This is a genomic window from Tardiphaga sp. 866_E4_N1_4 (genome assembly GCF_052076075.1).
GTDB classification, from domain to species: Bacteria; Pseudomonadota; Alphaproteobacteria; order Rhizobiales; family Xanthobacteraceae; genus Tardiphaga; species Tardiphaga robiniae.
The window spans coordinates 591,422-614,663 of record NZ_CP197242.1 but is presented as its reverse complement, the minus strand read 5'-3'; the positions used below and the strand labels follow the sequence as shown (position 1 = coordinate 614,663).

The window sequence follows — 23,242 nt, the reverse complement described above, 5'->3', positions numbered from 1 at the left end:
AAACCGCACAGCACAATAAACTTGTAATCCTCCGCCGGAACTCGCAACGCGTTGGTCGTATGTGGGAGGACGGCCGTTTCCCAATCTTTGATGCGATGCCTTGAGCAGAGCGCTCGACATCCTCGGTCAGATCGGATTTGCAGGTGACGCGCGCTCCGACCCATTGGCGATGCGTTGGCTGCAAAACAGCTTGTGACCTGAAAGGCTATTAGGTCCGCATCACTGACCATTTAGTGGCGCGACCAACACACCGGCGGACCAAAATGATCGTCCGAGTTGCGCGACACAATTTCGGCTACTTCCGCCAAGCAGATGATATGGCCGAGAAACGGCGAACAATGCGGGTCTATGGGCTGAAGATGCCGACGCGAGTGTAGAACACCGACAGCGTCCTGACTTGAACATGACAGCGTTCGAATGCGCCTTGAGGTGCCACGATGACGTTTGCGTGGAGGGTTCGAATTGCATCACGACGCCATGTGGCGGCGTGTTTGCTCGCGTTCGCTGCATTGATGGCAGAAGCATCTTCCGGGTCCGCGCAGGTTTGCCCAACGCCGCCGACGGCCAACGGAACGGCATGCACTGTGCCGTCTGGCACGACCCTCAATGTCACTCCCGCAGGCGCCGTAGGCCTCAGCGCTTCCAATGCGGGGCAGATAACAGCGAACGGAATCACAGAGAACCTCACTGCCGCGACGACGACAGGTGCCCTCGCCCAATCGGGCAGCCGAATTATCTTTGATGGCAGCACGCTCCGGACCACGGCGACCACGACGGCGACATCGGCCAGTGAAATTGGCCTCCGCGCCACAGGCTCCGGAAGCCGGATCGACGCGACAGGGTCGTCGATCACCATGGGACCGCCGAACGGCACCACCACTGCCAGCAACATGACTGGCGCGATCGCGGAAGCAGGCACCGCCATTACCCTCACCAACACATTCCTGCAGATGCTCGGCGGCGGGAACGGCTTGAACAATCGCGGCATCGTGGCGACCGGACTTGGTAGCACGATCGGCATATCCGGCGGCGGCGTTTCGACAGCGTCTCGCGGTGCTATCGCGGTGATGGCCGAGGGCGGCGGTATTATCAATATCGGAAACGCTGCGGCGATTTCGACGACCGGCGTTCAGAACACCGTCGGTCCGATCGGCAGTCATGGATTGTTTGCAACAGGAAGCGGAAGCCAGATGGTTGGAAGCGACATCTCCATCAGCACGTCGGGCTTATTGGCGAGCGCAGCGCGCGCGGAGAACGGCGGCTCGATTTTCTTGATGGCGACCGCAATCAACACGAGTTCGACGGCTTCGGCGGACACTGATCCATCGTCGGCAGCGCGGGTGCTGTCAGGTGGTTTCATTGAGCTTCGCAACAGCACGATCACAACCACAGGACAACGCGGTAACGGCATCTCGGTGCAGGATGCAGAATCAATCGCATCCGTCTTCGATACGACGATTTCCGTGTCAGGAACCCGAGCGCCTGCCGCTTTGATCTTCAATGGTGGTACGGCCCAGTTCACTAATAGTTCGCTGTTCTCCGCGAACAATACGGGCGTGCTGGTACAGGATGCGGGTTCGACCGCGACGTTCATCGACAGCACCATCAGAAGCACCGCTGCGGTCGGTTACGGCCTCCGTGTCAATGCTGGGGGAAGTGCGGAGATGAGCGGCGGATCGGTCACCACGGAAGGACGCGACGGTCCCGCATTCGCCGCCACGAACGGATCGATCGTCGCAAACAACGTCACCATCGTCACCCGCGGGCCGGACAACGCGATGGGCGCGCTTGCAGACCTTGGCGGCAACATTACCTTGAACGGCGGCTCAGTGACGACGTTTGGCGATTCCGTCAGGCTAAGCGCCTATCCTCATGGACTGGCCGCGCGTAACCCCGGTGGCATCCTCATGGCCAACGGCACCTCAGTTTTAACGCAGGGTCTAGTTGCCATGGGCGCCGTCGCTGACGACGGCGGCACGATGATCCTGAACGGCAATTCCATCCGAACGCTCGGCACCAGCAGCATTGGCCTTTATGCCACTGTCGAACAGGCGGGTTTGCAATTCCCCGCCACCTTGAATGGGTCGGGCATTTCCGTCGAGACCTTCGGAGAGTTGGCGCACGGGGCCGTATCAGTGCAGCATTTCCTGGTCGCGCCGTCCGTCATCACGCTCGACAATTCCTCGATCACGACCCATGGCAATCTCTCTGCGGGCCTTCGGGCCATCACGGCAGGCACGGTCAACGCCAATCGCACGTCCGTCCTCACCGAAGGCCTCGGATCGAACGGTCTCCATGCACGCGACCTCGGATCGTCGGTCAATATCAGTGCCACCTCGGTTCTCACGACGGGCAACGTCGGCAACGGCGGGGTCGCCGAAGGCGGCGGTCTCCTGACGGGCATCAACTCTGCGGTCCGTGCCACAGGTGCCAACGCCATGGGCCTGTATGTCGCCGGCGCACCGGGGCAAGTCTCCAACGCCAACTTCACCGGGAGCAGCATCACCAATATAGACGGCCCGACCATCGGCGTCGGCGGCAACGGCAACGTTTCACTGACGAACTCCTCCGTGTCCGGCAGCGGTCAGTGGCTGCGCGTCGGGACCATCGCCAACTTCTCGCCGCTGAGCGCGCCTGACTCCGGACCGCCCGGCATCACCGATCCGGAAGGCACGGAAATCCCGATCATCTTCCCGCCGCCCGCAGCCCTGCCCGTGGTCCCCGGTCTTGCCAATGTGACGTTGTCCAGAACGACCGTCATCGGGTCCGCCTTCACCGCGCCCGGCAGCGCCTCGAACGTCACGCTGCTCGACAACAGCACCTGGATCATGACCGGCAGCTCCAACGTCACCAATCTGGTCAACGATCCGAGCCTGATCCAGTTCACCCCGCCGACCGGCGACGCCAGTCTGCTGTCGAGCTACAAGACGCTCACGACCGTGAATTAGGTCGGCATCAACGGCATCATCGGGCTGAACACCTATCTGGGCAACGACAGCGCGCCGTCTGATCGCCTCGTGATCGACGGCGGCACTGCGACGGGCCTGTCCCCTCTTCGGATAGCGAACACCATCGGGCGCGGCGACCTGACGCGCGGCAACGGCATCCTCGTGATCGATGCCATCAATGGCGGTACGACCGCCCCAGGCACCTTCGTCCTTGCGGGTCCCGTCTCGGCCGGGCCTTACGACTACACGCTCCACCGCAGCAGCATCATCGATGCCAGCAACCCCGATGACTGGTATCTGCGCTCGCGGATCAACTGCGCCCTGGAGCCGACGAACCCGGCCTGCGCCCAGCCAACCCCGGCCCCCGCGAATTACCGGCCCGAGACATCGCTCTATGCAGCGATTCCCTCGATGGCGCTGCTCTACGGCCGTTCGCTCCTGGACACGCTGCATGAGCGCGTCGGCGAGGAGGAAGATCAGCGAAACCGCTCGAACCCTGAAAACGGCAAAGTCGGCTGGGCGCGCATCATCGGCGTCACCGGGCACCAGAACGGAGACCGGCTCGGAATCTTCGGCAGCGGGCCGCAGTACAGCTATTCGTTCGGCGGACTTCAGGGTGGCATGGACGTCTATCGACACGACAAACCAGATGGCAGCCGGGACCAGGCCGGTGTCTATTTTGCCATCGGCAACGACCGCGGCCGCGTGACGCATATCAGCGGGGTGCAGGGCAACAGCAACTTCGATGCCTACAGCCTCGGCGGCTACTGGACCCACTTCGGGCCACAAGGCTGGTACACCGACACGATCCTTCAGGGGACGTTCTATGACGTCGATAGCAGCGCCCATCGGGGACTGGCGACGCTTAACACCAGCGGTCAGGGTCTGGCAGCATCGGTCGAGGCCGGGCATCCGTTCCGGTTTGCGGACGGCTATTTCATCGAGCCGCAGGTGCAAATGATCTATCAGAGCATAGCATTCGCAAATGCGAGCGATGGAGCCGCACTCATCCGCTTCGACAACGCCGACTCTCTGCTCGGCCGCATCGGTGCCCGCTTCGGCCGCACCTGGTCGATCGATGGCGGGCCGCGCAGCGTGACTGCATGGATTCGGCCCAATCTCTGGAACGAATTCCGAGGCAATCCGGTCACGTCATTCTCATCCGAGACGGGTTTCATTCCGTTCCGTGCAGATCTCGGCGGCCTGTTTGGCGAAATCAACATCGGTGCCAGCGGGCAACTTTCGGCCGACGTCACCCTTTATGCCAACGCGTCCTACCAGGCCCGCTTCGACGGTGCGGGATCTGCATATGATGGCAAAGTAGGAATGCGCTTTGCGTGGTAAGCGCCTGCCATCATGCGAGATGTATCTCCCAAGACCGTTCTGACGGCGTCTTGCAGTTGCAATTTTCATAGATGCTTTGCGCGTCAATTCAGTGTTTCAGCCGCATTTCTATGACATCGATCGCAAGCAAATCGGTATATCGACGCTCGACTGTTTCGACGTAATCGTCAGCAAAGTGTGCCCCGCTTTCCTGCGACATCGCTTGCCAAGCTGCTTGTTTCTCAGCGCGGCACGACAATATTGCTAAGCGCGAGACAACGAGAGCGCTTTCCGAGCTTTTTGCGTATCGGGTTGCTGTGGCGTCGGCACAGGCCCGCCATTTCTTGATCGCCGGTTTCGAGTCTTCCTCCGCTGTCGCGGCAAAGGAGACAAGACACACGATAGCAGCAAGCATCGGTCTGTACATTCGTTTGCTCCTCAGGTTGCGCCTTCGAGATCAAGGAAAAACCGTCTTCCAGTCCTGTTTCATGTCGACGACCGTCCAGCCCTTCGCGGTGCCTTCATCCAGCGCCTTGTCGAGCTTGCCGACCTTCGATTGACGATCATACGCGTACTCTCGCTCGGCGTCGGTATGGTGCACGATCCCCATGAAGCGCGCGCCTTGACCGGCTGCCGTCCATTGCAGCATCTGGAGATCACCATCGGAATTGCCGAATGCAAAGATCGGACGGCGGCCGATGAAACGGTTGATGCCAACAGGCTTTCCTTGATTGTCGTCTACGAACTCGATTTTGGATGTCTTGCGCAGCGCCGGTTTCCCATCCGCGCCCATCTCGAATTTGACGACGCCGCTGGAGCCGATCACCTGTTCGGGCGGAATGCCGTAGACCTTTTCCATCCATGGCCGCATGAACTCGACCCCGCCGCCAGAGACGACGAAGGTCTTGAAGCCGTTTGCCCGAAGGTAGGCCAAAAGCTCCAGCATAGGCTGGTACACAAGCTGCGTGTAGGGACGGCCGAAGCGCGGATGCCGCGCGGTCGAGATCCATTCGACGACCGACTTCGAAAATTCATCCGTAGTCATGCCGCTATGCGCGGCGGCGACGATCTGCAACATGCCCCGTTGACCCGAAGCGGCCAGCGCCTTCATATCTCCGTCGAGCAATGCCTTGAAGGGCTGTTGCTTCTTCCATTCCGGATGCTGCGGGGCCATCGCCTTGACACGATTGATCGCGAAGGCGGCCTGGAAATAAGCGGGCTGTTCGGACCACAGCGTACCGTCATTGTCGAAGGTGGCGATACGCTCGGCAACGGGCACGAAGCCTGGACCGGCCTCCGTCGTCACCCGCGAGACGAAATCCGTAATGGACTTCTTGACCGCCCCCTCGTTCCACGACGGCAACGGATCCGTCGACGGCTGCGCGGCGGCGACGTCGATGACCGACAACGCGAACAGGAGGGCCAACAGGCGTCGTCTGGTGGGCATCGTCAATTCTCTCCTACCGGCTTCGCCGGCGCTGCGCCTGTCTCGCGCTGCCGCCCGCGCACTTCCTCCAGATCGCGATCGAGGAAGTAGTTCAGGAATGTACGGATCAGCGCGACGGCGGCGATCCGCCCTGTCGCGTTCCAATCGGTCGTGATCGAAGTCTCGACGATGTCAGCGGCAAGCTGGAACGTCAGACCCGCCACCAGCCAGCGTGCATAGCGCAGCCAGACGTCGCGCCGCTCATGCCCGGACGGCGACCCCAGCATCGCACGCATGCCGCTGAAGAAGGCCTCCACCGTGCCCACGACGATGATGACGAGCGCCAGCGCATCGATGACGACGATGGCGTTCTCGGTCGCATAGATCAGCCACTCTTTCATGCGTCGTCATTCCCGCTTCGGACTGAACGTCGCCCCGACCGGTTTCGAGCGGACGATGTCTATGCCGTCATCGTCCGCTGTCGCTCCACGATTGCTGCGCGCTGTTCAGTTCTTACGGCCCCCCTCCTGCAACGCCTGCAATGCCTTCTCAATGCTGAGTGATCCGGAAGCTTGGCTGGGCGGGTAATCTTTGAAGGTAGCGAGGAACTGACCCATGATACCCATGGCGGGCATCATGACCCACAATGCCTTCCCCCACCATTCGCCGTAGGACGTCGACTCGGTCTGGTATCGCTCCCACGGGTCAACGCGCAGGTTGGTTACGAGCGGGACATTGGTAGAGTCTTCCTTGCCCGTGAACAGGTTGCCGACGATGGTCTTGAAGGTGATCTTCCACTCGTTGTAGCGCACGGCCATGAGGTCGGCGTTGTCGCTGAAGTAGAAGAATTCCCGGCGGGGACTTTCCGCTACCTTTCCTTCGAAGAACGGCATGAAATTGTAGCCGTCGAGATGGTTCTTGAAGGTCTTCTCTCCGGCCTTGTAGCCGGTGAGCAGCTTCGCCTTCAGATCCGGATCACCGCCGGCCGCCGCGACGAGGGTCGGCATCCAGTCTTCGGCCGACACGATTTCGTTGATAATGGTGCCCGGCTTGATGACCCCAGGCCACTTGACGAGCATGGGGACCCGGAACCCCCCTTCGTAGACAGTGCCTTTCTCGCCGCGGAACGGATGATTGCCGCCATCGGGCCAACTGAAGATTTCAGCACCATTGTCGCTGGTGAACATCACGATCGTTTCGTCGGCAATGCCGAGTTCGTCCAGCTTGGCGAGCAGCTCGCCTACGACCCAGTCCAACTCGGCCATCGCATCGGCAAACAAGCCATAGCCGGTCTTGCCGTCCCATTGTTTGGACAGATGCGTCCAGGAATGGCACCGCGTGGAGTTGTGCCAAAGGAAGAACGGCTTCTCGGCCTTCACGGAGCGCTCAATGAAATCGCATGAGCGCTTCACCAGATCGGCGTCGATGTCCTCCATACTCACCTTTGCGGCGGGGTCCATGCCCGGATGCGGCGGAAGTGGACCGGCGTCGGTGATCTTCTGTTTGCCGACGCGGCCCCAACGCGGATCCTCGGTTGCATCGTCGACGTCTGTAGCAACGGTACTGATAATGTTGCGCGGGCCAAACTTTGTACGGAATTTCTCGTCTTTCGGATAATCCGGGTAGTAGGGTTCTTCCATTGCATTCAAGTGGTAGAGGATACCGTGGAACTCGTCGAAGCCGTGGACCGTAGGCAGATATTCGTTGCGATCGCCCAGATGGTTCTTGCCGATCTGCGCTGTCGCATAGCCGAGGGGCTTAAGGAATTCGGCGATGGTCGGATCCGAGTCCTGCAGGCCCTGTTTCGCCGCCGGCAATCCGACTTTCAATAGTCCCGTCCGGAAAGGCGTCTGCCCCGTGATGAATGCCGCGCGTCCCGCAGTGCATGACTGCTGTCCGTAGTAGTCGGTGAAGAGCGCGCCCTCGCGCGCGATACGGTCTAGGTTCGGAGTGCTGCCACCCATCATGCCCCGGTGATAGGCGCTGATGTTCCAGATGCCGACGTCGTCGGCCATGATCATGATGATGTTCGGCTTGCTGCTTTTGGCCATTCGATCAACTCCCATTCCTACATCTGTCGAATTCGAGGTCGCTTCTGGTCTCAAACTGATTGTCGTCTCGACGGGACGCGTCGGCGCTCCACTTTCAACCGAACGGCCCGACCTGGAACATCATGCTGACGATGGCGGCGATGCCGATGAACAGCAGGATTACCGCGGTGATCAGTGTCAGCGACACCGGAAAGCCGCTCTGGGCGTGGATCAACCCGTCGGCAGCCATCATCTTCCGCTCTTCACGCAGTTGGACCATGAACTGCAGGTGATAAATCAATCCGCCGATCAGCATCAGGATGCCGAGCGCCACCAGCGTCACGCCGAAATTGCGCGCGGGAGCGCCGTGCGTGATCACGTTCTGGTCGCGCAGTTTCTCGAACACTTGCGAGATCGTGAAGCCGAACGAGATCAGCGACAGTGACGTCCGGATCACGGACATCAGGGTGCGATCCGCGCTCATGCGCGTCCTTTGAAACGACATCCCGGTCCGACGCGACGACAGTTCGACCGATATCTGGTCGGCGGGGGACTTGGAGGACACGCTTTCGATCATCGAACGTCCTTGTGTTACATAGCCTTGCCCGTGCCCGTTCGCGCGAACCACCAACGAGCAATCAACTCGACGATCCATCGGAAGACGAAATATGGAATGACAGCGAGCATGATCGCCATCATCAACGCTTCCACCGGGTAGAAACGGTCGAGCACTTTGAATTGGTAGATCACGTCCATGCTGATGCCGAGCAGCACGATGCGCGCGACGGATGTTACACCTTCCCGCAGCCGCCCCGTGGAGGCGTTACGGTCCCACCAAGCCGACCAGAAGAACGAGCGGTGGCCGAGCCGTGCATCCCGGATGCCGTCGGGGAGTGCCGCCAGCAGCGCCATCGTCGGCTGCAGATAGAAGCGGAACGTCATCGGTCCGTGGAGGCGCTCGAAGATATCCACCCAGAACCGACGGTGGATTTCCATCGACCACCCGTATCGGTAGGCGCCGAGCAACAGGAGGACGACGGACAGCACGATCGCGGCGGACGTCAGGAGGCGCGCGAACGCTGAAGTAGGAGCAGCCGTCATGTCATGCCCCGCACGACACAGCGAAATCCCAGATGGCTGGTTGATGTGTCCACCTGCTCCGCATGCCGCGCCGCTGGCCGGTAGCGGCGGCAATAGTTCGGCGCGCACAGATGCGACCCGCCCTTGATGACCTTGCGCGGAATCCTGATGTTAGGCTGGGCCGCGTCGTAGCTGCCCTCTTCCCGAGCGCCGCGCGGGTTTTCCGGAATACAGCAGGCCTTGGGCGCATCAGCATCATGCTTTGGCGCATACCAGTCTGTCGTCCATTCCCAAACGTTGCCGATCAGGTCGTGAACGCCATAGCCATTCGGCGGGAATGCCGTCACCGGAGAAGTGCGCTCATATCCGTCCGTGTTCACGTTCTGACGGGGGAACTCACCTTGCCAGGTGTTGGCCATATGGACCCCGTCCGGCGTGAACTCGTCGCCCCATGCGAATTCAGCACCGTCGAGACCGCCGCGCGCCGCGAATTCCCATTCGGCCTCGGTCGGCAGGTCTTTGCCCGCCCACTGCGAATAGGCCAAGGCATCGGCGAACGACACATGCACGACCGGATGATGATCGAGGACGTTGATGTTGCTCTTCGGTCCGTACGGATGACGCCAATCGGCACCCTTCAAGAACTGCCACCATTGGCTCCAGTCGCGCAGATTGGTCACACTCTGCTGCGGCGCAAACACCAAAGACCCGGCGTACAGCATGTTCGGCAGCGCACCCGGATAGTCCTTCGGGTCCGGCGGAAGTTCGGCAAACGTCTTGTAGCCGGTCGCTCTGACAAACGCCTTGAACTGGCGGTTCGTCACAGGCGTGCGGTCGATCCGGAAGCCCTCCACCTTTACTCGGTGAACGGGCGCTTCTTCCGGGTAATGGTCATCGGATCCCATTCGGAATATGCCGCCCGGAATCCGGATCATGTCCGAGACGTCGACCGGCCGTTCAATCTGTTCCGGAGGGGCGTCCGACAGTGTCATGACAGGCTGCTCCCGGCATCTACCGGCAATAGTCCCAGAAACCTTGGGTGCGCGATGGGTCCGTGTAGTACCAGCACATCCCGGGTGCCGGAGGAGTGCCTGCCCAGGCTGCAGCAGTCGCGGCGGTTACGACTCCAATCGCCGCTCCCGCCGCTATCGCGCCTCCCCTGGGCCAGCCGTAGGGACGAGCCCATCGAACCCCGCCGCCGGCATACCCGGGACGCACCACGGCTCCTCGGCGAACAACCGTTCTACTGTGATACACGCCGCCTCTTGGGCCGACCGCCGTTCTCGTACGCACCGCAACGCCTCCGCGCGCCCGCACCTGCGTTACGTCACTGTCATTGCGAATTTGCTGATGGAGGCCGGTGTCTGGGCTGAATGCAGATGCAGGTGCAGCATTCCACACAACGCAGGCGCAAAAAATCGCGACTGCGCACGTTGATCTAGTGGAAAGTTTCGGCAGACGACCGACCCGCCGGATAGAGTCCATCACGAACGAATGCATTTTCGACCCTTTCAAGATGCAGCACACTACACTTCAGGAGAGCTATCTCGGGATATCGCTTTTGTCCGCAATCGGACGCAGTCATCTTCGGATTTGCTCCAGTCTGCGCATATTATCTCGGACGTCAATCATGCAAATAACAGTTCCATTTGACGGATGCGCTGCTTCTCAAAACGAGTGGGTGAATGCGTGGTCAGTTTTACTCAATTGGACACGTTCCCATCTGTGATGACTGAAGCGGACCATCGTCCATTGGAAAAGTGTGCCGGTTGAAAGAGCGCAGAAGCTGTGAATACATGGTGCCACTCGATTTGCCATTGAATCGAGCGTTCTATCATACGGTAGGGGTGCCAGATGAGACGTGCGTTCGGTGCTGCGGCTCTTGCGTTTATTGCGCTCTCGTGCGCCCCACGTTCTGCGAGAGCCGCTGAAGGAGCGACAGGCGCCTATTTGCTGGGGACACGGGGGCCTGGCGCCGGCATCACTCCTCCACCAGGCGTGTACTTCCAGGACGACACATACTTCTACAGCGGAAAACTGGGTGGCGGCAGAACCTTGCCCACGGGCGGCCTGCTTGTCGCAAATGTGTCGCAGGAGACTTGGATCAACCTCCCGACAACGATCTGGGTGACGCCCGCCAAGATCTTTGGTGGCGACCTGGCATTCTCGTTGACCACGCCCTTCGGAGAGCCGCGCGTAAACGCAAATCTCTTGGTGAATTCGCCGCGCTTCGGACCGATCGGCGTCAACGCAGTAGATTCCGAACTGGCTCTCAGCGATTTCTTCATCAACTCCTTCGTCGGCTGGCATTCCGGAAATTTCCACTGGCAAGTGGGTGTCGGCGGTGTGATCCCGTCCGGGACTTACGTGCCCGGGCAGCTCTCGAACGCGTCGCTGAACCGCCCGGCCATTGACGTCTTCACGGCGCTGACGTGGCTCGATCCGACACTGGGCTGGGATCTCTCCGCAAGCGCGGGCTTCACGTTCAATCAGCCCAACACGGCTACGGACTACAAGAGCGGCGACGAATTTCATCTTGAATGGGCGGCCACGAAGTACCTGACCAAGGAATTCACACTTGGCCTGGTCGGCTATTATTATCAGCAGTTGACCGCCGATTCCGGAAGCGGCGCTCGCCTCGGGTCATTTGAAGGGCGCGTCGTCGCTCTCGGCGGATCGATCGGCTACACTTTTGAAGTTGGCAAGCTTCCCATTTCAACGCGGCTCAAGGTCTTCCGCGAATTTGCGGTGGAAAATCGGATGGAGGGCACTTCCGGCTTTCTGACAGTGTCCTTACCGATCGCGATGGACGCGAACGTTCGCGCCGGAGCGGTCAAATCGAAATAATGCTAGGCAGCCCAACTTGGGCTGCCTCACGCACATCTTGCGGTGAATTTCAGCGGCAACCAGCGCCCTTTGTGAGGCCGGTTTCTTCAATCACCACGCATGAATGTCCCGGATCTCCTTCTGGATAAGGGACACCGGTCGGGAGCAGGAACGTGACGGAATGAGCACCGTGCAAGCCGGACGGAAATCTGGTCTTCTGTTTGACGATGTACTCACCACCCTTCGCACGCACCAGCGCACCGGACGAGAGTCGAGCGATACATCGGCCATATCGTTAGGCATGATCGCCCGAGGTCCGCGATTGTCCCAATTGATGACCACACCGCTCCAGGTGTTCTCAGTAACGATGCCGACGTCGCCTGCGTCGTTCTTCCAATGGACGCGGGCGCCAATTTTCAGTTTTCTCGATTGATCGTCGGTCATGGCCATGGCCTTTTCAGTGAACGTCATTCCCGCCTCCTCTTAAACGGCACTACGTCATCATTGGCGAAGGCCGCTCTGGCGCGTGGTGGAATGTAGTAAAGAACGACACGAAGTGTCCCCAAGCGTACCACAGGTCATTCTGCCAGTCGGAGACCGTGCAGCCTGGTGCCGAGCACACGAATAAGGCGCGTTGCCTAATCAGAACTGTTCGCTCACTATAGGAGACCTCAACGCGCGTCCAATAACGGAGTTTAGATGCCTAAAACTGTAACGATTGCAGCAGTCACTCATGATCTCTCGCGAAGGCGGTCCCTCGTCACTCTTGCATGGGACGATACACCTGAGAAAGCAGTGTCGTTGCCAGTCACATTCGGATGCAGCTTGGATGATATCCAAAAAGAAGCAGAGCGCGCCCTGCGGGAACTGTCGGCTGAGACCGCCAGTATAAAAGTCAATCGCCCGAACTAGTCAGACTGTGCCTCGCTTCTGACCGACGAGCGAAGAGCAAAATGGCCGTTAAGTGTATCATCGCCAACATCGTGGCGCCGCAGCCTGAAGTCGCTCGCGCCTTCTGCGGCGAGATGCGGCGCAGCGATCACAGACCAAAGCTCAGGCTATGGTGAGTCAGGATTCTGCCTCGCGTTTCGAACGCGGCCCAACCAGAGGAACAATCCCGTTAGCGATCCAAAAGGCAGAATGATCCATCCGATGGCAGCCGAGAAATCTCGACCATCAAACGTGGCGCTAAGAAAGCCCCACGCGAGCCAGAGCAGCGGCGCGGCGAAAAGGCCGGCAAGCATCTGGAACACGTTAGGATTCACCGGGACTTCCCATGCTCTTGCTCTGCTGACCAAAGAACGAGACCTTTCCGGCCGATTGTAATATTGAAAAAGCCCGACATGTCGATGAGTATTCTTAGGAGAGTTGCATTGCTGATCGCAGCAGCGGTTCTTTTCGCTATTCTCGACGTGATCTTTGCGATCATCTGTATGTTTATCCACTCTAAACTTTGGCTGGGACGGGTCGATATCGAAGCCTACCACACGGCGGCAGTTCTGGTTTGGCCAATGCTGCTGGGGGGATTAGCGTCATGCGCAGGACTCTGTTGGGTGTGGAATCGGTCTGGCGAAGATAGAGCCAGCCCGCTCCGGCAGAGCGATACAGATCCGGCACGATAGATCCGCATCGAGGCGACGCCCGGTCCAAGCAACCAAACGGCGACCGCCCCAATGAGGGCCGGTGACCAAGGTGAAGAATTCAAGATGCCTACTATCGTCGGAGCGCTTATTTTCTTGGTACCGATCGCCCTTCTAGCGGGCTACGGATCGAAGCTTGCAGCGTCACGCTTATCCGCAAGGTGGGTTTGGTTGAAGATCCTTGTTGAGGCGGTTATGCTAGCCGTTTGCTTATTTGCCTTCATCGCAGCGTTGCAATTTTACCAAGGCGGCCATGATGAGCTCGGCTTGTCGATGATATTGGTAACGCTCGCGGGACTCGGGGTTCTCGTATGCGGCAGCGCAATTGTCGGCAACCTCGTAGGAATGCAGCCGCGCCCCTGACCATCCCCGACGGTCGGCTAGCAGTCTTTTGTCTCATGTGTTTCGCCATCTTGATAGCGTACATCATGGTGGAGAAATACTGGGATTGCTCTTAGTCGGTATTAAACGAATAGGCCGCTTGCAGGAAGCCGCCATAGCGCTCGGTGCGGGCCGGCAGGGTCTGACACGGACATGGCGTGCCGAAGAAATTGGTCTTGGCATCCTCCGTGGCCCACATCGCCCAATAGCGCGCGCCTGCACCGACGGATAATGACGGCGTCACATAATATGAGAGGATCGTTTCCAGCTGCACGCCCCTGCCTTCGCCGCTCTCCGGCGAACGGGTATCATATGCGTTGCGCAACACGTGGTCGTCGACGCCCGAAAAGCGAACATAAGGCAGATAGGCCGCATCGCCGGTGAGTTTCAGCCGATCGTTCAGCATGACGACCCCGTTAAGGCCGACTCGCAACGAATGCCACGTATCGTCCTCCGTGATCGCCAGCGTCGATCCAGGGATCGCCGGCACACAAGGTGCCGCGACGGTCGCATTGGCGATCTGCGTGCAGCCATAGGCCGATTTGTTCTCACGATAATAATTGTAGCCGATGAACGGGCCCACATTGACTCCCGGGCCGCGGATAAACGCATAGCCGACATCGACCGTAGCATAGGCGATACTGCCCTGCACGGGGTCCGACACCGTGTTCGAATAGGGAACACCGTAGCCGGGCATCCAATCCTCGTCGTTCATCTTGCCGCTTAGCAACTTGCCGCCGCCGATGAAGCCCTTGAGGAAGAAATCGGCCAGGCCATCGACACGACCGAACACTTCGCCAGAGACCGCCGGACTCTCATAAGTGAGTCGCGAGTTCAGGATGTTCTGCTGTGCCGGATCGGTGCCTGCACCGAGATCCTTCTGAAAACGACCGGACGAATACCAGACGCGTCCGCCGATCTCGATGTCGCCGCGCATGCTCGGATCTTCAACACTTTGGGAGCCGCGCAGATGCATGTTCTCGGCATCGTCCCACCGCGCATCGGTATCGCCGCCGAACTTCATGTTCAGCCCGACTTTGACAGTCTGGATGTTCTGCGAAACGCTAGTGCTGCCTGGTGGCGTCGTCCCATAGAGCGCAAAAGGCGGAAACGGCTGGAAATAGCTGCCGGGCGTCGACATGCCGAAGCTGTTGAAACCGGCATAGTCGTATTCCACCTTCACCGACCAAGCTGGTGCCACCGCCCGTTCGATGCCGACGCCTGCGGTCCAGCCCCATTGGCTGTTCTTTGTGCCGGTCGAGAGGTCGATCGGGTTGGTATTGATATCAATCTGCTGATTGAGCCAGGCGACGCCACCTTTGGCATAGAGCAAGGTGCGCCCGGCCTCGCTAGTCGCCAAGCCAACGCGCCCTGTTACGGTGCCCAGCGCGTTCTGCCGCGCGCGGCAATTGGCCGACAGGAAATAGCCGGATGACGCAAGGCACGTATTGGTGCCGTTGGAGCTGACTGCGCTAATATCGGCCTCGACGCCGAGCACCAGATTCCGAGTCGGCTGAAAATTAAAGCCTACCTGTGCGCCTCCCAAAGCCGTCGGCGTTCTGACATCGCCGCCATAAACGGCCGGGCCATTGCTATCTGTAAATCTGGATTGTCCCAATCCGCCGCCGATATGGACGCCGAGATAAGGTCCGGCCCATGTCCAAACCGCGAGGGGATAAGGCTGACCGTATTCCGGCAAATCCGCAGCGACCGCCTGGCTTGCGCCAAGCAGCAGAGAAGCGACGACAACAGATACTCTGGTCATGTACCCCACTCGAACCCCGCATCAAGATTGGGCGCAGCTTCGGCGAGATTCGTTAAATTTCCCCTTTACGTTTCGCTAACTGTGTTTTTTAGCAAGACGTCAACGATGACAGACCGGCGACGCGCTTTTAAACCCGCGCAGGACCAGACGGGCCCCGTCCCGCGCACTCACGACTAATGAACGAGGAAATCGTGGTTATGAGAATGCTTGTCATCGCAACCGCTGTCTTCGCCGCAACATTGCAGCCGGCTAACGCATGCCGCGATCCGAAAAGGAACACCGACACGCTTCTTACTAGCCTTCCGCCTGATTACGATCGCCACTCCGTGGCAGCCCAGGTAGAGATCGTTACCGTCAACGCACCTGCGCATAATATTGATACGCAATGGTCTCCTGAAGCGACCGTCCGGGTCGTGACCGCTATTAAGGGGACCAAGGTCGGAGACCAATTTATAGTCTCAACGGGTGGGACATCCTGCGACAGCTACTTCGATCGCAAAGGTGACTACTCCACTTTGCGCCCCTTCATCGTCGGCGGCTTCGTTGAAACAACGGCTGATCGAGGTGCGGTTTTCCTTGGGAGGTGGTTGACCGACCTAACAACGGGAACGCTGCGGCCTGCCCCTTAATGCTTTACCCCAAAAGACCGGACGCTGCTCGGTTGCGACATAGCCGAAGTGTATTTGCCATTTGTGATGATTTGGGATGACGCCTTCGGATGGTGCGATCCACATACGGATTCCCTCTATAGCCGAACGCACTGGATGGAGCAGCCAGCCCCTCCGCACTCGTGAGCATGTCGTTCAGTGGTCCCGGCTGGAGCCCAAAAACGATAGGGGCCGCGAAAACGCGGCCCCTGATATGATTTACCAGCGGCGCCCGCCGCGCCAGCCCCGGTCCCACCCGCCATAGCGTGGACCGTATCCATACCGTGGACCGTATCCGTATCGGGGCGCATAACCGGGGGTGCGGAAGCAACGTCCGAAGCGGTCGCAAACTAGCCTCACCTGCTCAGTGTTATGTCCGACACCTGCGCCGGTTGCCAGTCCGAGCGGCATCGCCGATGCCGCTCCTGATACTGCCGTGCCTGCTAGAGCGAGCAGCCCGAAAATAGCCAACTTTAACTTCATCTGGTATTTCCTGTATTCAAAAGCCCCAGTCACCACTTACCTGTTCCTTCCTGAACTGGAGCTGAGCGCGCGGATCCCCCCGTTATTTTCTAAGGCAGCACTCTGGCGAGAACACCACGCCTCTCGCGGTGACGCCCTCCCCGCCATCGGGTAAAATGGCGGGATGCAGGACCATCTTTTCGATCTTATGACTTTGGGCATCTTTCTCTTCGGCGTAGTGCTGATCCTTCAGACGCACGAGGAGCCAAAGGACGGCTCTTACTGATGGGCGGGATGCGGAACGCCGTTGGTCGACTTAGAATGACTGTGGTGACGATGAGAAACTGGAAAGACGATATTGATCTCGACTGGACGCTTCGCGACATCTACGCCAACCGGCTAAAGATGTCGCCGATTACCGAAGATCAGCTGAGTGAACTCCTTGAGATGGGCCTGGCCGAGGTCGTCGACGATCAGGTGAAGCTCACCGAGAGAGGGTATCGGAAGATTGCTTGAGGTGTTGTCATGGCAAGACGCCCGATTAACAAGACCTGGACACCAGAAGACATTGCTCGATTGATTATTCTTGCAGATGGCGGCGCAACGGTGACGCGGGCCGCTGCCGCCCTCAGACGGCCGGCCACGGCGGTGCAAAACAAGGCACGCGAACTGGGGAAGCCTTTGGTGGGTATTCGAAAGGCCAAGGCGGCAATACGAGCCCATATCGAGGAGTAGCATGCAGGACTTCAAACAGAGGCTGGAAAAGCTGCGTGCGGACGCGGAAGATTGCCTTCTTATCAGCCAGCTTGCCACGAACCCGGTTAAAAGGAACGCATTCGCGCAGCTTGCCGACGAATACCAAAAGATGGCCCACGACCTCGAGGCGCTTATTGCATCTGGAAACGTTCCGGGCGACCTAGGGATATGACCGAGGCGCAATGACCACGTTCATCTTCACGCTCACGCCTGACGCGTCTTCGGCTGCTGTCGAACGCGCCATTGCAGAGTTGGACGCCGCCTTCCCTCAACACGAGTTTCTTGCCGGGGACCCGGACACCGGCGGTTTCGAGAACACCATCCTAGCGTTACATGCCGGCCCCGGCAGCGGTGACCTACCCGGCGAGATCGTACTGCCGAACCTAGCGCAAGTTTCGGAAGTAAAAATGGCTTTCCGGAAGATCGCCGAAGATTTGAAAGGTTGGAAGCCGTCGTAATGTCTGAATGAAAAATCCCGCCGAAGCGGGATTCCAAGCAGCGTCTTCTTCGGGCCCATATAGGCTCATCGGGAATTCAGAACGAAAAGATGATGATCGCCTGTCCCGCACGACCTCTTCACGGTGTCGGGATCCGGTTCAATCTTCCACCGTCCGCTGCCGGTCTTGATGCGCGACCAGCTGAGACCGCCAAATAGCGAACCGCCGCTCAGCTTCATCGGCTTGAGCTGTCGTCTGGGCGTCTCGAAGCAGATGAGATATTTTCCATCCCTCGATGTTTCCATGCCTACTGGTCGATGATCGTCGTAGATCGGTGGCAACGCCGCTGAGCCTAATCTTTCGGTTTATGTCGATTTGATTTGAGGCATCCATCGTTCGCCGCTCCAATGTCGGCTTCCAACAACAGCGTAAACGCCCGAAGGTTGCATATCGCGATTTTGCTCTACTAAAACTAGTACCTCCGCGCCAGCGACAGTTTCCTAGCCGGAAGTTCAACCTCAGCGGACTCGACTTTTGTTCTTCTTATGTTCTAATTGAGGGTATGACCGATAGACCTGCAAGCTGGCGGATGCCGACGCCCAAACAGATGGAAAAGCTGGCCTCCAAGCCAAGCCGCCCACCTGACCCGCCTATTCCGGCGCCCGGCCCTGCAGACGATCTGCCGGATGCGTACTGGGATTCCATCATCCGGGATCCTCGCGGCCAGATCCGTACCGGCGTTCCAGTTCAACAGCGCCGCCTCTCTGAGATTCCCCGGCACGTTCTGCGCGTGTCCTGCCGTCGCTGTGACCGCATCGTAGAAATCCAGACCATGGACGCTGTGCGTCTCTACGGAGCCCATGCGATCTGGAAAGACGTCGGCATGAAGCTGCTCGACAACGGCTGCAAAGAACGGACAGGACGCCTTGAGGAGGATGGCTGCTGGCCGTCGTTTGAGACGACGTAGCATTTTTGTTTTTGCATTTTTGACCGTCACGCTTGGATGCCCTTATGGCTCCGAAATATCACCCCGCGCCCCTATCTGGCGGAGACCGCAAGGCTCTCAATAAAGAGCTGACGAAGGCGCGCGGCGTGACGCTGATGCTTGCACGTCAATCAGAAGAGCTGCGCGCGAAGGGTGAAGCGCTGATCCGGGACGCCGACAAGCTTTCGTGTGAAAGCTGGAACGAGCGCATGTGGGCGGACGGTGAGCCGATCGACCCGTCACCGACCGTCGACCAGGCTCTCAACGGCGGCTTTCCATGGCTCGAAATCGAATGCTCAAGGTGTCGGATCAAACGGGACGTCAGCCTGGCTGAACTCCCGCACGTCGGCACGACATGCATCCACGATTTGGCCAGCCGCCTCCGCTGCGAGCGATGTTCGAAAAGCGGCAAGCGCCCGCTGGCGACGTTGCTGCAGTTGGCGCCCAGCCCACGGCATGGTGTGGAGACGCCATGATGCCGGAGCTGACACGGCGACGCACCGACGAACGGTTTGAGACCTGGGAAATCTGGTACGGCGACGTGCAGGTCGGTACCATCGCTCAGCAAGATTGGGATCCAAACCCGGAGAGGTCAGGTATCTGGAAATGGTCTTGCGGCTTTTACCCACTCCATCTTGATCGGTGTTTCAGGGGCGACGCCTCGACCTTCGAAACGGCCCACGCCGCCTTTGACGCTGCCTGGAAGGTGTTCCTGCCCAAACGCACCGAAGCGGAATTCGAAGCCTCGCGCCGGCAGCAACAGTGGACCGCCAACAAATACGCGCTATGGGATGCCGGTTATCGCAACAAGTTGGGTCGAGGCCCGATCGAACGCGGTCGCTGTTCGGTGATGGACTACATGGGCGGCAGAGAAATTTTCGCTCGCCTCCGCCAAGCGGCAAGTCAAAATTCATGGTGCGTCCGCACTTGATGCAAACAGGTCTAGCCACGGCCGCTCCTATGCCGCGACGGTGCGGAGCCGCATAGGATCAGCTGCGGTGCCTTGCGTCGAATGGAATATTGCTGCCAACTGAATGCTCAGTTACCCTAGGCAAACGGAGGCCGCCTGCCCCCGTCGTGCTGGCGATCACTGCCGAACAAGGACGACTACCGGTGCCAAGAGTTTGATTGCTCCCGTGTTTCAGAGCAGAATGATGCGCGATTATCGTGCTTATATCGTAGGTAAAGACGGACACTTCGAAAGCTTCGAAGTCGTCCAGGCCGATTCCGACGAACAAGCCTTGAAGGTTGCAGAGAAGCTCGTCGATGGTCACGACGTCGAACTCTGGCACCTTGCTCGCAAGGTTGCAGTGCTCAAGCACAAATCCTAGTCCTGCATCGAACAAAATATCTTCCGCCGTAAATGGGACGTCGGGATGGAGATGTGGCGTGCCGGGCGATCGCGACAAAGAGGAACTCTATCGGCGGCTTGCGCAAGCGCGTCGGCTGATCGCCGAGCCGCTTGATCCGCTGACCATTCAGCGACTAGAGACCTTAGCACTAGAGCTTGAAAAGCAACTTGCCATCGTCGAACTCAACACCGATGCGCCACCATGGCCGGTTAACCTAGACCCGGGGGTGACAAAATCCCGGCCTCCCTATTTGAGCCCAAGGCAAAGGCCCGCTCCGGATGTCCCCGGGGCGGGCCTACACGGCGAAAAAACCTTCTCACTGCGCCGAAATCGAGGACTTCGATTTCACCGGCGCAGAGCCAGGCTGATGTTCCATCGTGCGGGTGGTGGACTGAACTTCTTCGCCCGCTTTCACCTTGGTACGGGTTTGCGAACGGCTGAAGGTGCCGCCGTCATGCGCCTGGGCCCTGGTGTTCGAGTTCAGTACGGGACCATTGCCCTGATACACGTGACTGCCCGACTGCGCCTTGCCGTTCGCCGACGCTGCGCTGCCGCCGCCGGCGATCGATGATCCCGTTCCCGTCGGCGACGTCGAAGTGCCGCCCGTTCCAACGGTCGAAGCAGAGGTTCCGCCAACGGCTGCCGATCCGCCGGTCCCGCCGGAAATGCTTGTCTGAGCGGTCAGAGGAGACGAGGCAGCCAACAAAACGGCGACCGCAGACCATTTGAAGCAAGATTTCATGACGCGTTCCTTCTATGGGGATGAAGTTGATATCGTGCAGCCGTTCACTGTCACGGTGCTTGATGAGGTCGCGCCGGGCCCCCCGGATGTCGAAGATGAACTCGACACACTGCCGCCGCCCGCCTGGACGTTCACCGATGAGCCGCCTGCAGAGCTACTACTGGAAAGCGACCCGGTGCCGCCTGTCGTCGAGGACGATCCGGCCGCGGTAATGCTGCCGTCCGCATGCTTTTCGACCGAGACCTTGCAAGTGTCCCCCGAGGAGGCGACGTTTGACGTCGCAATGAGCTCCGCTCATCGTGGTTTCCGCCTGTTCGGGCCGTCGTGGTGTTGCGACGAAATGTCCGCGACCCTAGTTTGCCCGGACGATCAACCTTGAGAGCCTCCATGAAGCCCCACGTCATCTGCCACATGGGAACGTCGCTCGACGGCCGCACCATTCCGAGTCGCTGGCGCCCCACGGACGCCCAAATCGGTGATCTCTACGACCGCCTGCATACCGAGATCGATTGCGATGCGTGGGTCGTCGGACGGGTCACCGGCCAGGAATTCGCAAAGCGTAAGGGCGGCTATCCCTCAACAACATCGGACAGCTATCCCCGCGAGCCGTGGATTGCGACGCGCGATGTGGACGCCTATGCCGTTGTTCTGGACGAGCGCGGCAGAATCACTTGGGGCCGCTCCGACATCGGCGGAGACCACATTGTCGTCGTACTCTGCGAAGCAGTTCCGGACGCCCATCTCGCCGGTCTGCGGAGCGAGGGAATCTCCTACGTCTTCGCGGGTAATGAGAAGCTCGACCTTTCCACTGCGCTTGAGGTCTTGAACAGCGAACTCGGCGTCGAGCGGTTGCTTCTTGAAGGTGGCGGAAACATCAACGGGGCATTTCTGCGCGCTGGATTGATTGACGAAATCAGTCTTATCCTGGTCCCGGCAATCGACGGCGCTTCGGGAGTTCCGGCGCTTTTCGATGGACCCGATGCATTGGAAGAGACGCCTACGCCGATCCGGTCCATCATGCTGCAGAGTTGCACGCTGAAGGAAGGCGGCAACGTTTGGCTACGCTATGCGGTAAAATCTGAATAGTGGATGAGCTCAGCTCATCGCGGCATCAACACGGCGCCGATTGTTGAAGTGCCCTCTTCCTCTTAGTTGCTGGTCGGTCGCGGTCTTCCGCACGGTTCCAGCAACAGAGTAAACAGATGGCATCCTTGACGGCAGTTCCGCTTTCTACCGAGGACGATCAGACGGTACATCCGTCCTGGAGCGGCATTTACGCGATGGCAGTTTGCGTTGCCGTGCTGATTGCCTCTGAATTCATGCCAGTGAGCTTGTTGAGCCCGATTGCCGCCGATCTCGGATTGACCGAAGGTCAAGCCGGTCAGGCCATCGCGGTCTCCGGCGTGTTCGCCGTAATCACCAGCTTCTCGATCACTTCCATTGCCGGAATGCTCGACCGCAAATGGGTTTTGCTCGCGCTGTCATCGCTTCTGATAGTCTCCGGCGTGATGGTTGCCTTAGCTCCAACCTTTGCAATTCTGATGTTCGGGCGCGCCCTGCTCGGCATCGCGATCGGCGGCTTCTGGTCGATGTCGACCGCGACGATCATGCGCCTTGTACCCACGGCGTCCCTACCACGCGGTCTTGCTATTGTTTATGGCGGTAATGCTTTGGCAGCCGCGGTTTCTGCTCCCCTTGGCAGCCTTCTGGGCGGCATCATCGGTTGGCGCTTCACATTCCTGAGTGTGGTGCCGCTCGCGGTTATCGCCGTCGTCTGGCAGGCTATCACGCTTCCGAGGATGCCCGCCGTTGATCGCGTCGATACCGGCGGCACGTTGCGCGTGCTCCGTAACCGGAATGTCGTGCTCGGTCTATTCGCCGTTGCCATGCTTTTCCTTGGGCAATTTTCGCTCTTTACCTATCTCCGTCCATTCCTTGAGCAGGTGACGGGTGCGACTATCTCGATGCTCTCAGCAATGCTCCTCGTCGTTGGCATAGCAGGATTCATCGGAACCTCCTTCATTGGCCGAGTCATCGGCAATCGGCTTCGTGGTCTTCTCGCCGTCATCCCGCTCATCATGGCCGCGACCGCGATCGCACTCGGCGTATTCGGCAAGTCTTCCATCGTGACCGCACTCCTGCTCGCCGTTTGGGGACTCGTCAGCACGGCAGCTCCCGTCGTCTGGTCCACCTGGTTGTCGCGAACACTGCCACAGGACGCTGAAATCGGTGGTGGCCTCATGGTTGGCACAATCCAATTGGCGATCACGATTGGCGCCGCGGTGGGCGGCATCGTGTTCGACGCGCGAGGCCCCGTGGTCGATTTTGTCGGAAGCGGCTTGGTGCTGGTTATTGCTGCCATCGTCGCCTTCGTCGGAGTTCGCGATGCGGCGGCACGGCCCCAGGAGGCCTGACAGCGGTTGGTGGATGAGCAGCATTCAC

At 59.4% G+C, this 23,242-nt stretch carries 25 protein-coding genes; 15 read left to right on the top strand and 10 right to left on the bottom strand.

All coding sequences use genetic code 11. The annotated features are described in order from the left end of the window. Nucleotides 1–584: 584 nt before the first annotated feature. Together AB8B20_RS03150 and AB8B20_RS03145 are read left to right on the top strand one after the other, a co-directional pair. Nucleotides 585–2,948: a beta strand repeat-containing protein gene (locus AB8B20_RS03150; protein ID WP_439071664.1), complete on the top strand. Its 2,364-nt coding sequence runs from the start codon at nt 585–587 to the stop codon at nt 2,946–2,948. Between the two features lie 6 nt (nt 2,949–2,954). Further along, nucleotides 2,955–4,292: an autotransporter family protein gene (locus AB8B20_RS03145; protein ID WP_439073015.1), complete on the top strand. Its 1,338-nt coding sequence runs from the start codon at nt 2,955–2,957 to the stop codon at nt 4,290–4,292. Nucleotides 4,293–4,380: 88 nt separating this feature from the next. On the opposite strand, the gene AB8B20_RS03140 is transcribed toward AB8B20_RS03145, so the two are convergent. The 7 genes from AB8B20_RS03140 to AB8B20_RS03110 form a co-directional block, all read right to left on the bottom strand. Continuing rightward, nucleotides 4,381–4,698 (bottom strand): hypothetical protein, encoded by a 318-nt coding sequence (locus AB8B20_RS03140; RefSeq protein WP_439071663.1) that lies wholly within the window; start codon nt 4,696–4,698, stop codon nt 4,381–4,383. 30 nt (nt 4,699–4,728) lie between these two features. Continuing rightward, nucleotides 4,729–5,718, bottom strand: coding sequence for an HAD family hydrolase (locus tag AB8B20_RS03135; RefSeq protein ID WP_439073014.1), 990 nt, complete (start codon nt 5,716–5,718; stop codon nt 4,729–4,731). A gap of 2 nt (nt 5,719–5,720) precedes the next feature. Next, complete coding sequence (locus AB8B20_RS03130) at nt 5,721–6,098, bottom strand: DUF1622 domain-containing protein (protein ID WP_439071662.1); 378 nt, start codon at nt 6,096–6,098, stop codon at nt 5,721–5,723. A gap of 105 nt (nt 6,099–6,203) precedes the next feature. Next, the gene (locus AB8B20_RS03125) at nt 6,204–7,748 is read right to left on the bottom strand and encodes an arylsulfatase (protein ID WP_439058296.1); all 1,545 of its coding nucleotides are present in this window, start codon (nt 7,746–7,748) and stop codon (nt 6,204–6,206) included. A 94-nt stretch (nt 7,749–7,842) separates the two neighbouring features. Further along, nucleotides 7,843–8,304 carry a YidH family protein gene (locus AB8B20_RS03120; RefSeq protein WP_439058295.1) on the bottom strand — a complete coding sequence of 154 codons (462 nt, stop codon included), beginning with the start codon at nt 8,302–8,304 and terminating at the stop codon, nt 7,843–7,845. A gap of 14 nt (nt 8,305–8,318) precedes the next feature. Continuing rightward, nucleotides 8,319–8,828 (bottom strand): hypothetical protein, encoded by a 510-nt coding sequence (locus tag AB8B20_RS03115; protein WP_439071661.1) that lies wholly within the window; start codon nt 8,826–8,828, stop codon nt 8,319–8,321. After that, on the bottom strand, nt 8,825–9,799 hold the full coding sequence (locus tag AB8B20_RS03110) for a formylglycine-generating enzyme family protein (RefSeq protein ID WP_439071660.1): 975 nt from the start codon (nt 9,797–9,799) through the stop codon (nt 8,825–8,827). Before AB8B20_RS03110 ends, AB8B20_RS03115 begins: the two co-directional genes overlap by 4 nt. A gap of 862 nt (nt 9,800–10,661) precedes the next feature. Between AB8B20_RS03110 and AB8B20_RS03105 the strand changes: the two genes are divergently transcribed. Next, on the top strand, nt 10,662–11,654 hold the full coding sequence (locus tag AB8B20_RS03105) for a SphA family protein (RefSeq protein ID WP_439071659.1): 993 nt from the start codon (nt 10,662–10,664) through the stop codon (nt 11,652–11,654). A gap of 90 nt (nt 11,655–11,744) precedes the next feature. Here the strand turns inward: AB8B20_RS03105 and AB8B20_RS03100 are convergent, their stop codons facing one another. Beyond that, nucleotides 11,745–12,104, bottom strand: coding sequence for a hypothetical protein (locus AB8B20_RS03100; RefSeq protein WP_439071658.1), 360 nt, complete (start codon nt 12,102–12,104; stop codon nt 11,745–11,747). Between the two features lie 1,623 nt (nt 12,105–13,727). After that, nucleotides 13,728–15,419, bottom strand: a complete 1,692-nt coding sequence (locus AB8B20_RS03095; RefSeq protein WP_439071657.1) for an outer membrane beta-barrel protein — start codon at nt 15,417–15,419, stop codon at nt 13,728–13,730. A 203-nt stretch (nt 15,420–15,622) separates the two neighbouring features. On the opposite strand from AB8B20_RS03095, the gene AB8B20_RS03090 reads away from it, so the two are divergent. The 9 genes from AB8B20_RS03090 to AB8B20_RS03050 all read left to right on the top strand — a co-directional run bounded on the left by AB8B20_RS03090 (nt 15,623) and on the right by AB8B20_RS03050 (nt 20,037). Beyond that, nucleotides 15,623–16,048, top strand: coding sequence for a hypothetical protein (locus AB8B20_RS03090; RefSeq protein ID WP_439071656.1), 426 nt, complete (start codon nt 15,623–15,625; stop codon nt 16,046–16,048). 801 nt (nt 16,049–16,849) lie between these two features. Continuing rightward, nucleotides 16,850–17,044: a hypothetical protein gene (locus AB8B20_RS03085; RefSeq protein WP_439071655.1), complete on the top strand. Its 195-nt coding sequence runs from the start codon at nt 16,850–16,852 to the stop codon at nt 17,042–17,044. A gap of 9 nt (nt 17,045–17,053) precedes the next feature. After that, the gene (locus AB8B20_RS03080; RefSeq protein ID WP_439071654.1) at nt 17,054–17,263 is read left to right on the top strand and encodes a hypothetical protein; all 210 of its coding nucleotides are present in this window, start codon (nt 17,054–17,056) and stop codon (nt 17,261–17,263) included. Between the two features lies 1 nt (nt 17,264). Continuing rightward, complete coding sequence (locus AB8B20_RS03075) at nt 17,265–17,456, top strand: hypothetical protein (protein ID WP_439071653.1); 192 nt, start codon at nt 17,265–17,267, stop codon at nt 17,454–17,456. Nucleotides 17,457–17,466: 10 nt separating this feature from the next. Next, nucleotides 17,467–17,742 (top strand): hypothetical protein, encoded by a 276-nt coding sequence (locus AB8B20_RS03070; RefSeq protein WP_439071652.1) that lies wholly within the window; start codon nt 17,467–17,469, stop codon nt 17,740–17,742. A 568-nt stretch (nt 17,743–18,310) separates the two neighbouring features. Then, nucleotides 18,311–18,688 (top strand): hypothetical protein, encoded by a 378-nt coding sequence (locus AB8B20_RS03065; RefSeq protein ID WP_439071620.1) that lies wholly within the window; start codon nt 18,311–18,313, stop codon nt 18,686–18,688. Between the two features lie 44 nt (nt 18,689–18,732). Beyond that, a complete protein-coding gene (locus AB8B20_RS03060) occupies nt 18,733–19,182 on the top strand; it encodes a hypothetical protein (protein ID WP_439071651.1) in 450 nt (149 codons plus the stop codon). Then, the gene (locus tag AB8B20_RS03055) at nt 19,179–19,637 is read left to right on the top strand and encodes a hypothetical protein (protein WP_439071650.1); all 459 of its coding nucleotides are present in this window, start codon (nt 19,179–19,181) and stop codon (nt 19,635–19,637) included. Before AB8B20_RS03060 ends, AB8B20_RS03055 begins: the two co-directional genes overlap by 4 nt. Before the next feature lie 220 nt (nt 19,638–19,857). Continuing rightward, a complete protein-coding gene (locus AB8B20_RS03050) occupies nt 19,858–20,037 on the top strand; it encodes a hypothetical protein (protein ID WP_439071649.1) in 180 nt (59 codons plus the stop codon). A 337-nt stretch (nt 20,038–20,374) separates the two neighbouring features. Here the strand turns inward: AB8B20_RS03050 and AB8B20_RS03045 are convergent, their stop codons facing one another. Continuing rightward, on the bottom strand, nt 20,375–20,800 hold the full coding sequence (locus AB8B20_RS03045; RefSeq protein WP_439071648.1) for a hypothetical protein: 426 nt from the start codon (nt 20,798–20,800) through the stop codon (nt 20,375–20,377). On the opposite strand from AB8B20_RS03045, the gene AB8B20_RS03040 reads away from it, so the two are divergent. The 3 genes from AB8B20_RS03040 to AB8B20_RS03030 all read left to right on the top strand — a co-directional run bounded on the left by AB8B20_RS03040 (nt 20,799) and on the right by AB8B20_RS03030 (nt 23,214). Then, the gene (locus AB8B20_RS03040) at nt 20,799–21,179 is read left to right on the top strand and encodes a hypothetical protein (protein WP_439071647.1); all 381 of its coding nucleotides are present in this window, start codon (nt 20,799–20,801) and stop codon (nt 21,177–21,179) included. The two genes, AB8B20_RS03045 and AB8B20_RS03040, sit on opposite strands and share 2 nt — an antisense overlap. A gap of 8 nt (nt 21,180–21,187) precedes the next feature. After that, entirely contained in the window at nt 21,188–21,886 is a 699-nt protein-coding gene (locus tag AB8B20_RS03035; RefSeq protein WP_439071646.1) for a dihydrofolate reductase family protein, read from the top strand. A gap of 116 nt (nt 21,887–22,002) precedes the next feature. Then, nucleotides 22,003–23,214 (top strand): MFS transporter, encoded by a 1,212-nt coding sequence (locus AB8B20_RS03030; RefSeq protein WP_439071645.1) that lies wholly within the window; start codon nt 22,003–22,005, stop codon nt 23,212–23,214. Nucleotides 23,215–23,242: the final 28 nt, after the last annotated feature.

What these genes read in the sequence shown, in the direction of transcription:
- AB8B20_RS03140 (WP_439071663.1), bottom strand. Translation starts at nt 4,698, where the DNA reads ATGTACAGACCGATGCTTGCTGCTATCGTGTGTCTTGTCTCCTTTGCC.
- AB8B20_RS03135 (WP_439073014.1), bottom strand. Translation starts at nt 5,718, where the DNA reads ATGCCCACCAGACGACGCCTGTTGGCCCTCCTGTTCGCGTTGTCGGTC.
- AB8B20_RS03130 (WP_439071662.1), bottom strand. Translation starts at nt 6,098, where the DNA reads ATGAAAGAGTGGCTGATCTATGCGACCGAGAACGCCATCGTCGTCATC.
- AB8B20_RS03125 (WP_439058296.1), bottom strand. Translation starts at nt 7,748, where the DNA reads ATGGCCAAAAGCAGCAAGCCGAACATCATCATGATCATGGCCGACGAC.
- AB8B20_RS03120 (WP_439058295.1), bottom strand. Translation starts at nt 8,304, where the DNA reads ATGATCGAAAGCGTGTCCTCCAAGTCCCCCGCCGACCAGATATCGGTC.
- AB8B20_RS03115 (WP_439071661.1), bottom strand. Translation starts at nt 8,828, where the DNA reads ATGACGGCTGCTCCTACTTCAGCGTTCGCGCGCCTCCTGACGTCCGCC.
- AB8B20_RS03110 (WP_439071660.1), bottom strand. Translation starts at nt 9,799, where the DNA reads ATGACACTGTCGGACGCCCCTCCGGAACAGATTGAACGGCCGGTCGAC.
- AB8B20_RS03105 (WP_439071659.1), top strand. Translation starts at nt 10,662, where the DNA reads ATGAGACGTGCGTTCGGTGCTGCGGCTCTTGCGTTTATTGCGCTCTCG.
- AB8B20_RS03100 (WP_439071658.1), bottom strand. Translation starts at nt 12,104, where the DNA reads ATGACGTTCACTGAAAAGGCCATGGCCATGACCGACGATCAATCGAGA.
- AB8B20_RS03095 (WP_439071657.1), bottom strand. Translation starts at nt 15,419, where the DNA reads ATGACCAGAGTATCTGTTGTCGTCGCTTCTCTGCTGCTTGGCGCAAGC.
- AB8B20_RS03090 (WP_439071656.1), top strand. Translation starts at nt 15,623, where the DNA reads ATGCTTGTCATCGCAACCGCTGTCTTCGCCGCAACATTGCAGCCGGCT.
- AB8B20_RS03085 (WP_439071655.1), top strand. Translation starts at nt 16,850, where the DNA reads ATGACTGTGGTGACGATGAGAAACTGGAAAGACGATATTGATCTCGAC.
- AB8B20_RS03080 (WP_439071654.1), top strand. Translation starts at nt 17,054, where the DNA reads ATGGCAAGACGCCCGATTAACAAGACCTGGACACCAGAAGACATTGCT.
- AB8B20_RS03075 (WP_439071653.1), top strand. Translation starts at nt 17,265, where the DNA reads ATGCAGGACTTCAAACAGAGGCTGGAAAAGCTGCGTGCGGACGCGGAA.
- AB8B20_RS03070 (WP_439071652.1), top strand. Translation starts at nt 17,467, where the DNA reads ATGACCACGTTCATCTTCACGCTCACGCCTGACGCGTCTTCGGCTGCT.
- AB8B20_RS03065 (WP_439071620.1), top strand. Translation starts at nt 18,311, where the DNA reads ATGCCGACGCCCAAACAGATGGAAAAGCTGGCCTCCAAGCCAAGCCGC.
- AB8B20_RS03060 (WP_439071651.1), top strand. Translation starts at nt 18,733, where the DNA reads ATGGCTCCGAAATATCACCCCGCGCCCCTATCTGGCGGAGACCGCAAG.
- AB8B20_RS03055 (WP_439071650.1), top strand. Translation starts at nt 19,179, where the DNA reads ATGATGCCGGAGCTGACACGGCGACGCACCGACGAACGGTTTGAGACC.
- AB8B20_RS03050 (WP_439071649.1), top strand. Translation starts at nt 19,858, where the DNA reads ATGATGCGCGATTATCGTGCTTATATCGTAGGTAAAGACGGACACTTC.
- AB8B20_RS03040 (WP_439071647.1), top strand. Translation starts at nt 20,799, where the DNA reads ATGACGCGTTCCTTCTATGGGGATGAAGTTGATATCGTGCAGCCGTTC.
- AB8B20_RS03045 (WP_439071648.1), bottom strand. Translation starts at nt 20,800, where the DNA reads ATGAAATCTTGCTTCAAATGGTCTGCGGTCGCCGTTTTGTTGGCTGCC.
- AB8B20_RS03035 (WP_439071646.1), top strand. Translation starts at nt 21,188, where the DNA reads ATGAAGCCCCACGTCATCTGCCACATGGGAACGTCGCTCGACGGCCGC.
- AB8B20_RS03030 (WP_439071645.1), top strand. Translation starts at nt 22,003, where the DNA reads ATGGCATCCTTGACGGCAGTTCCGCTTTCTACCGAGGACGATCAGACG.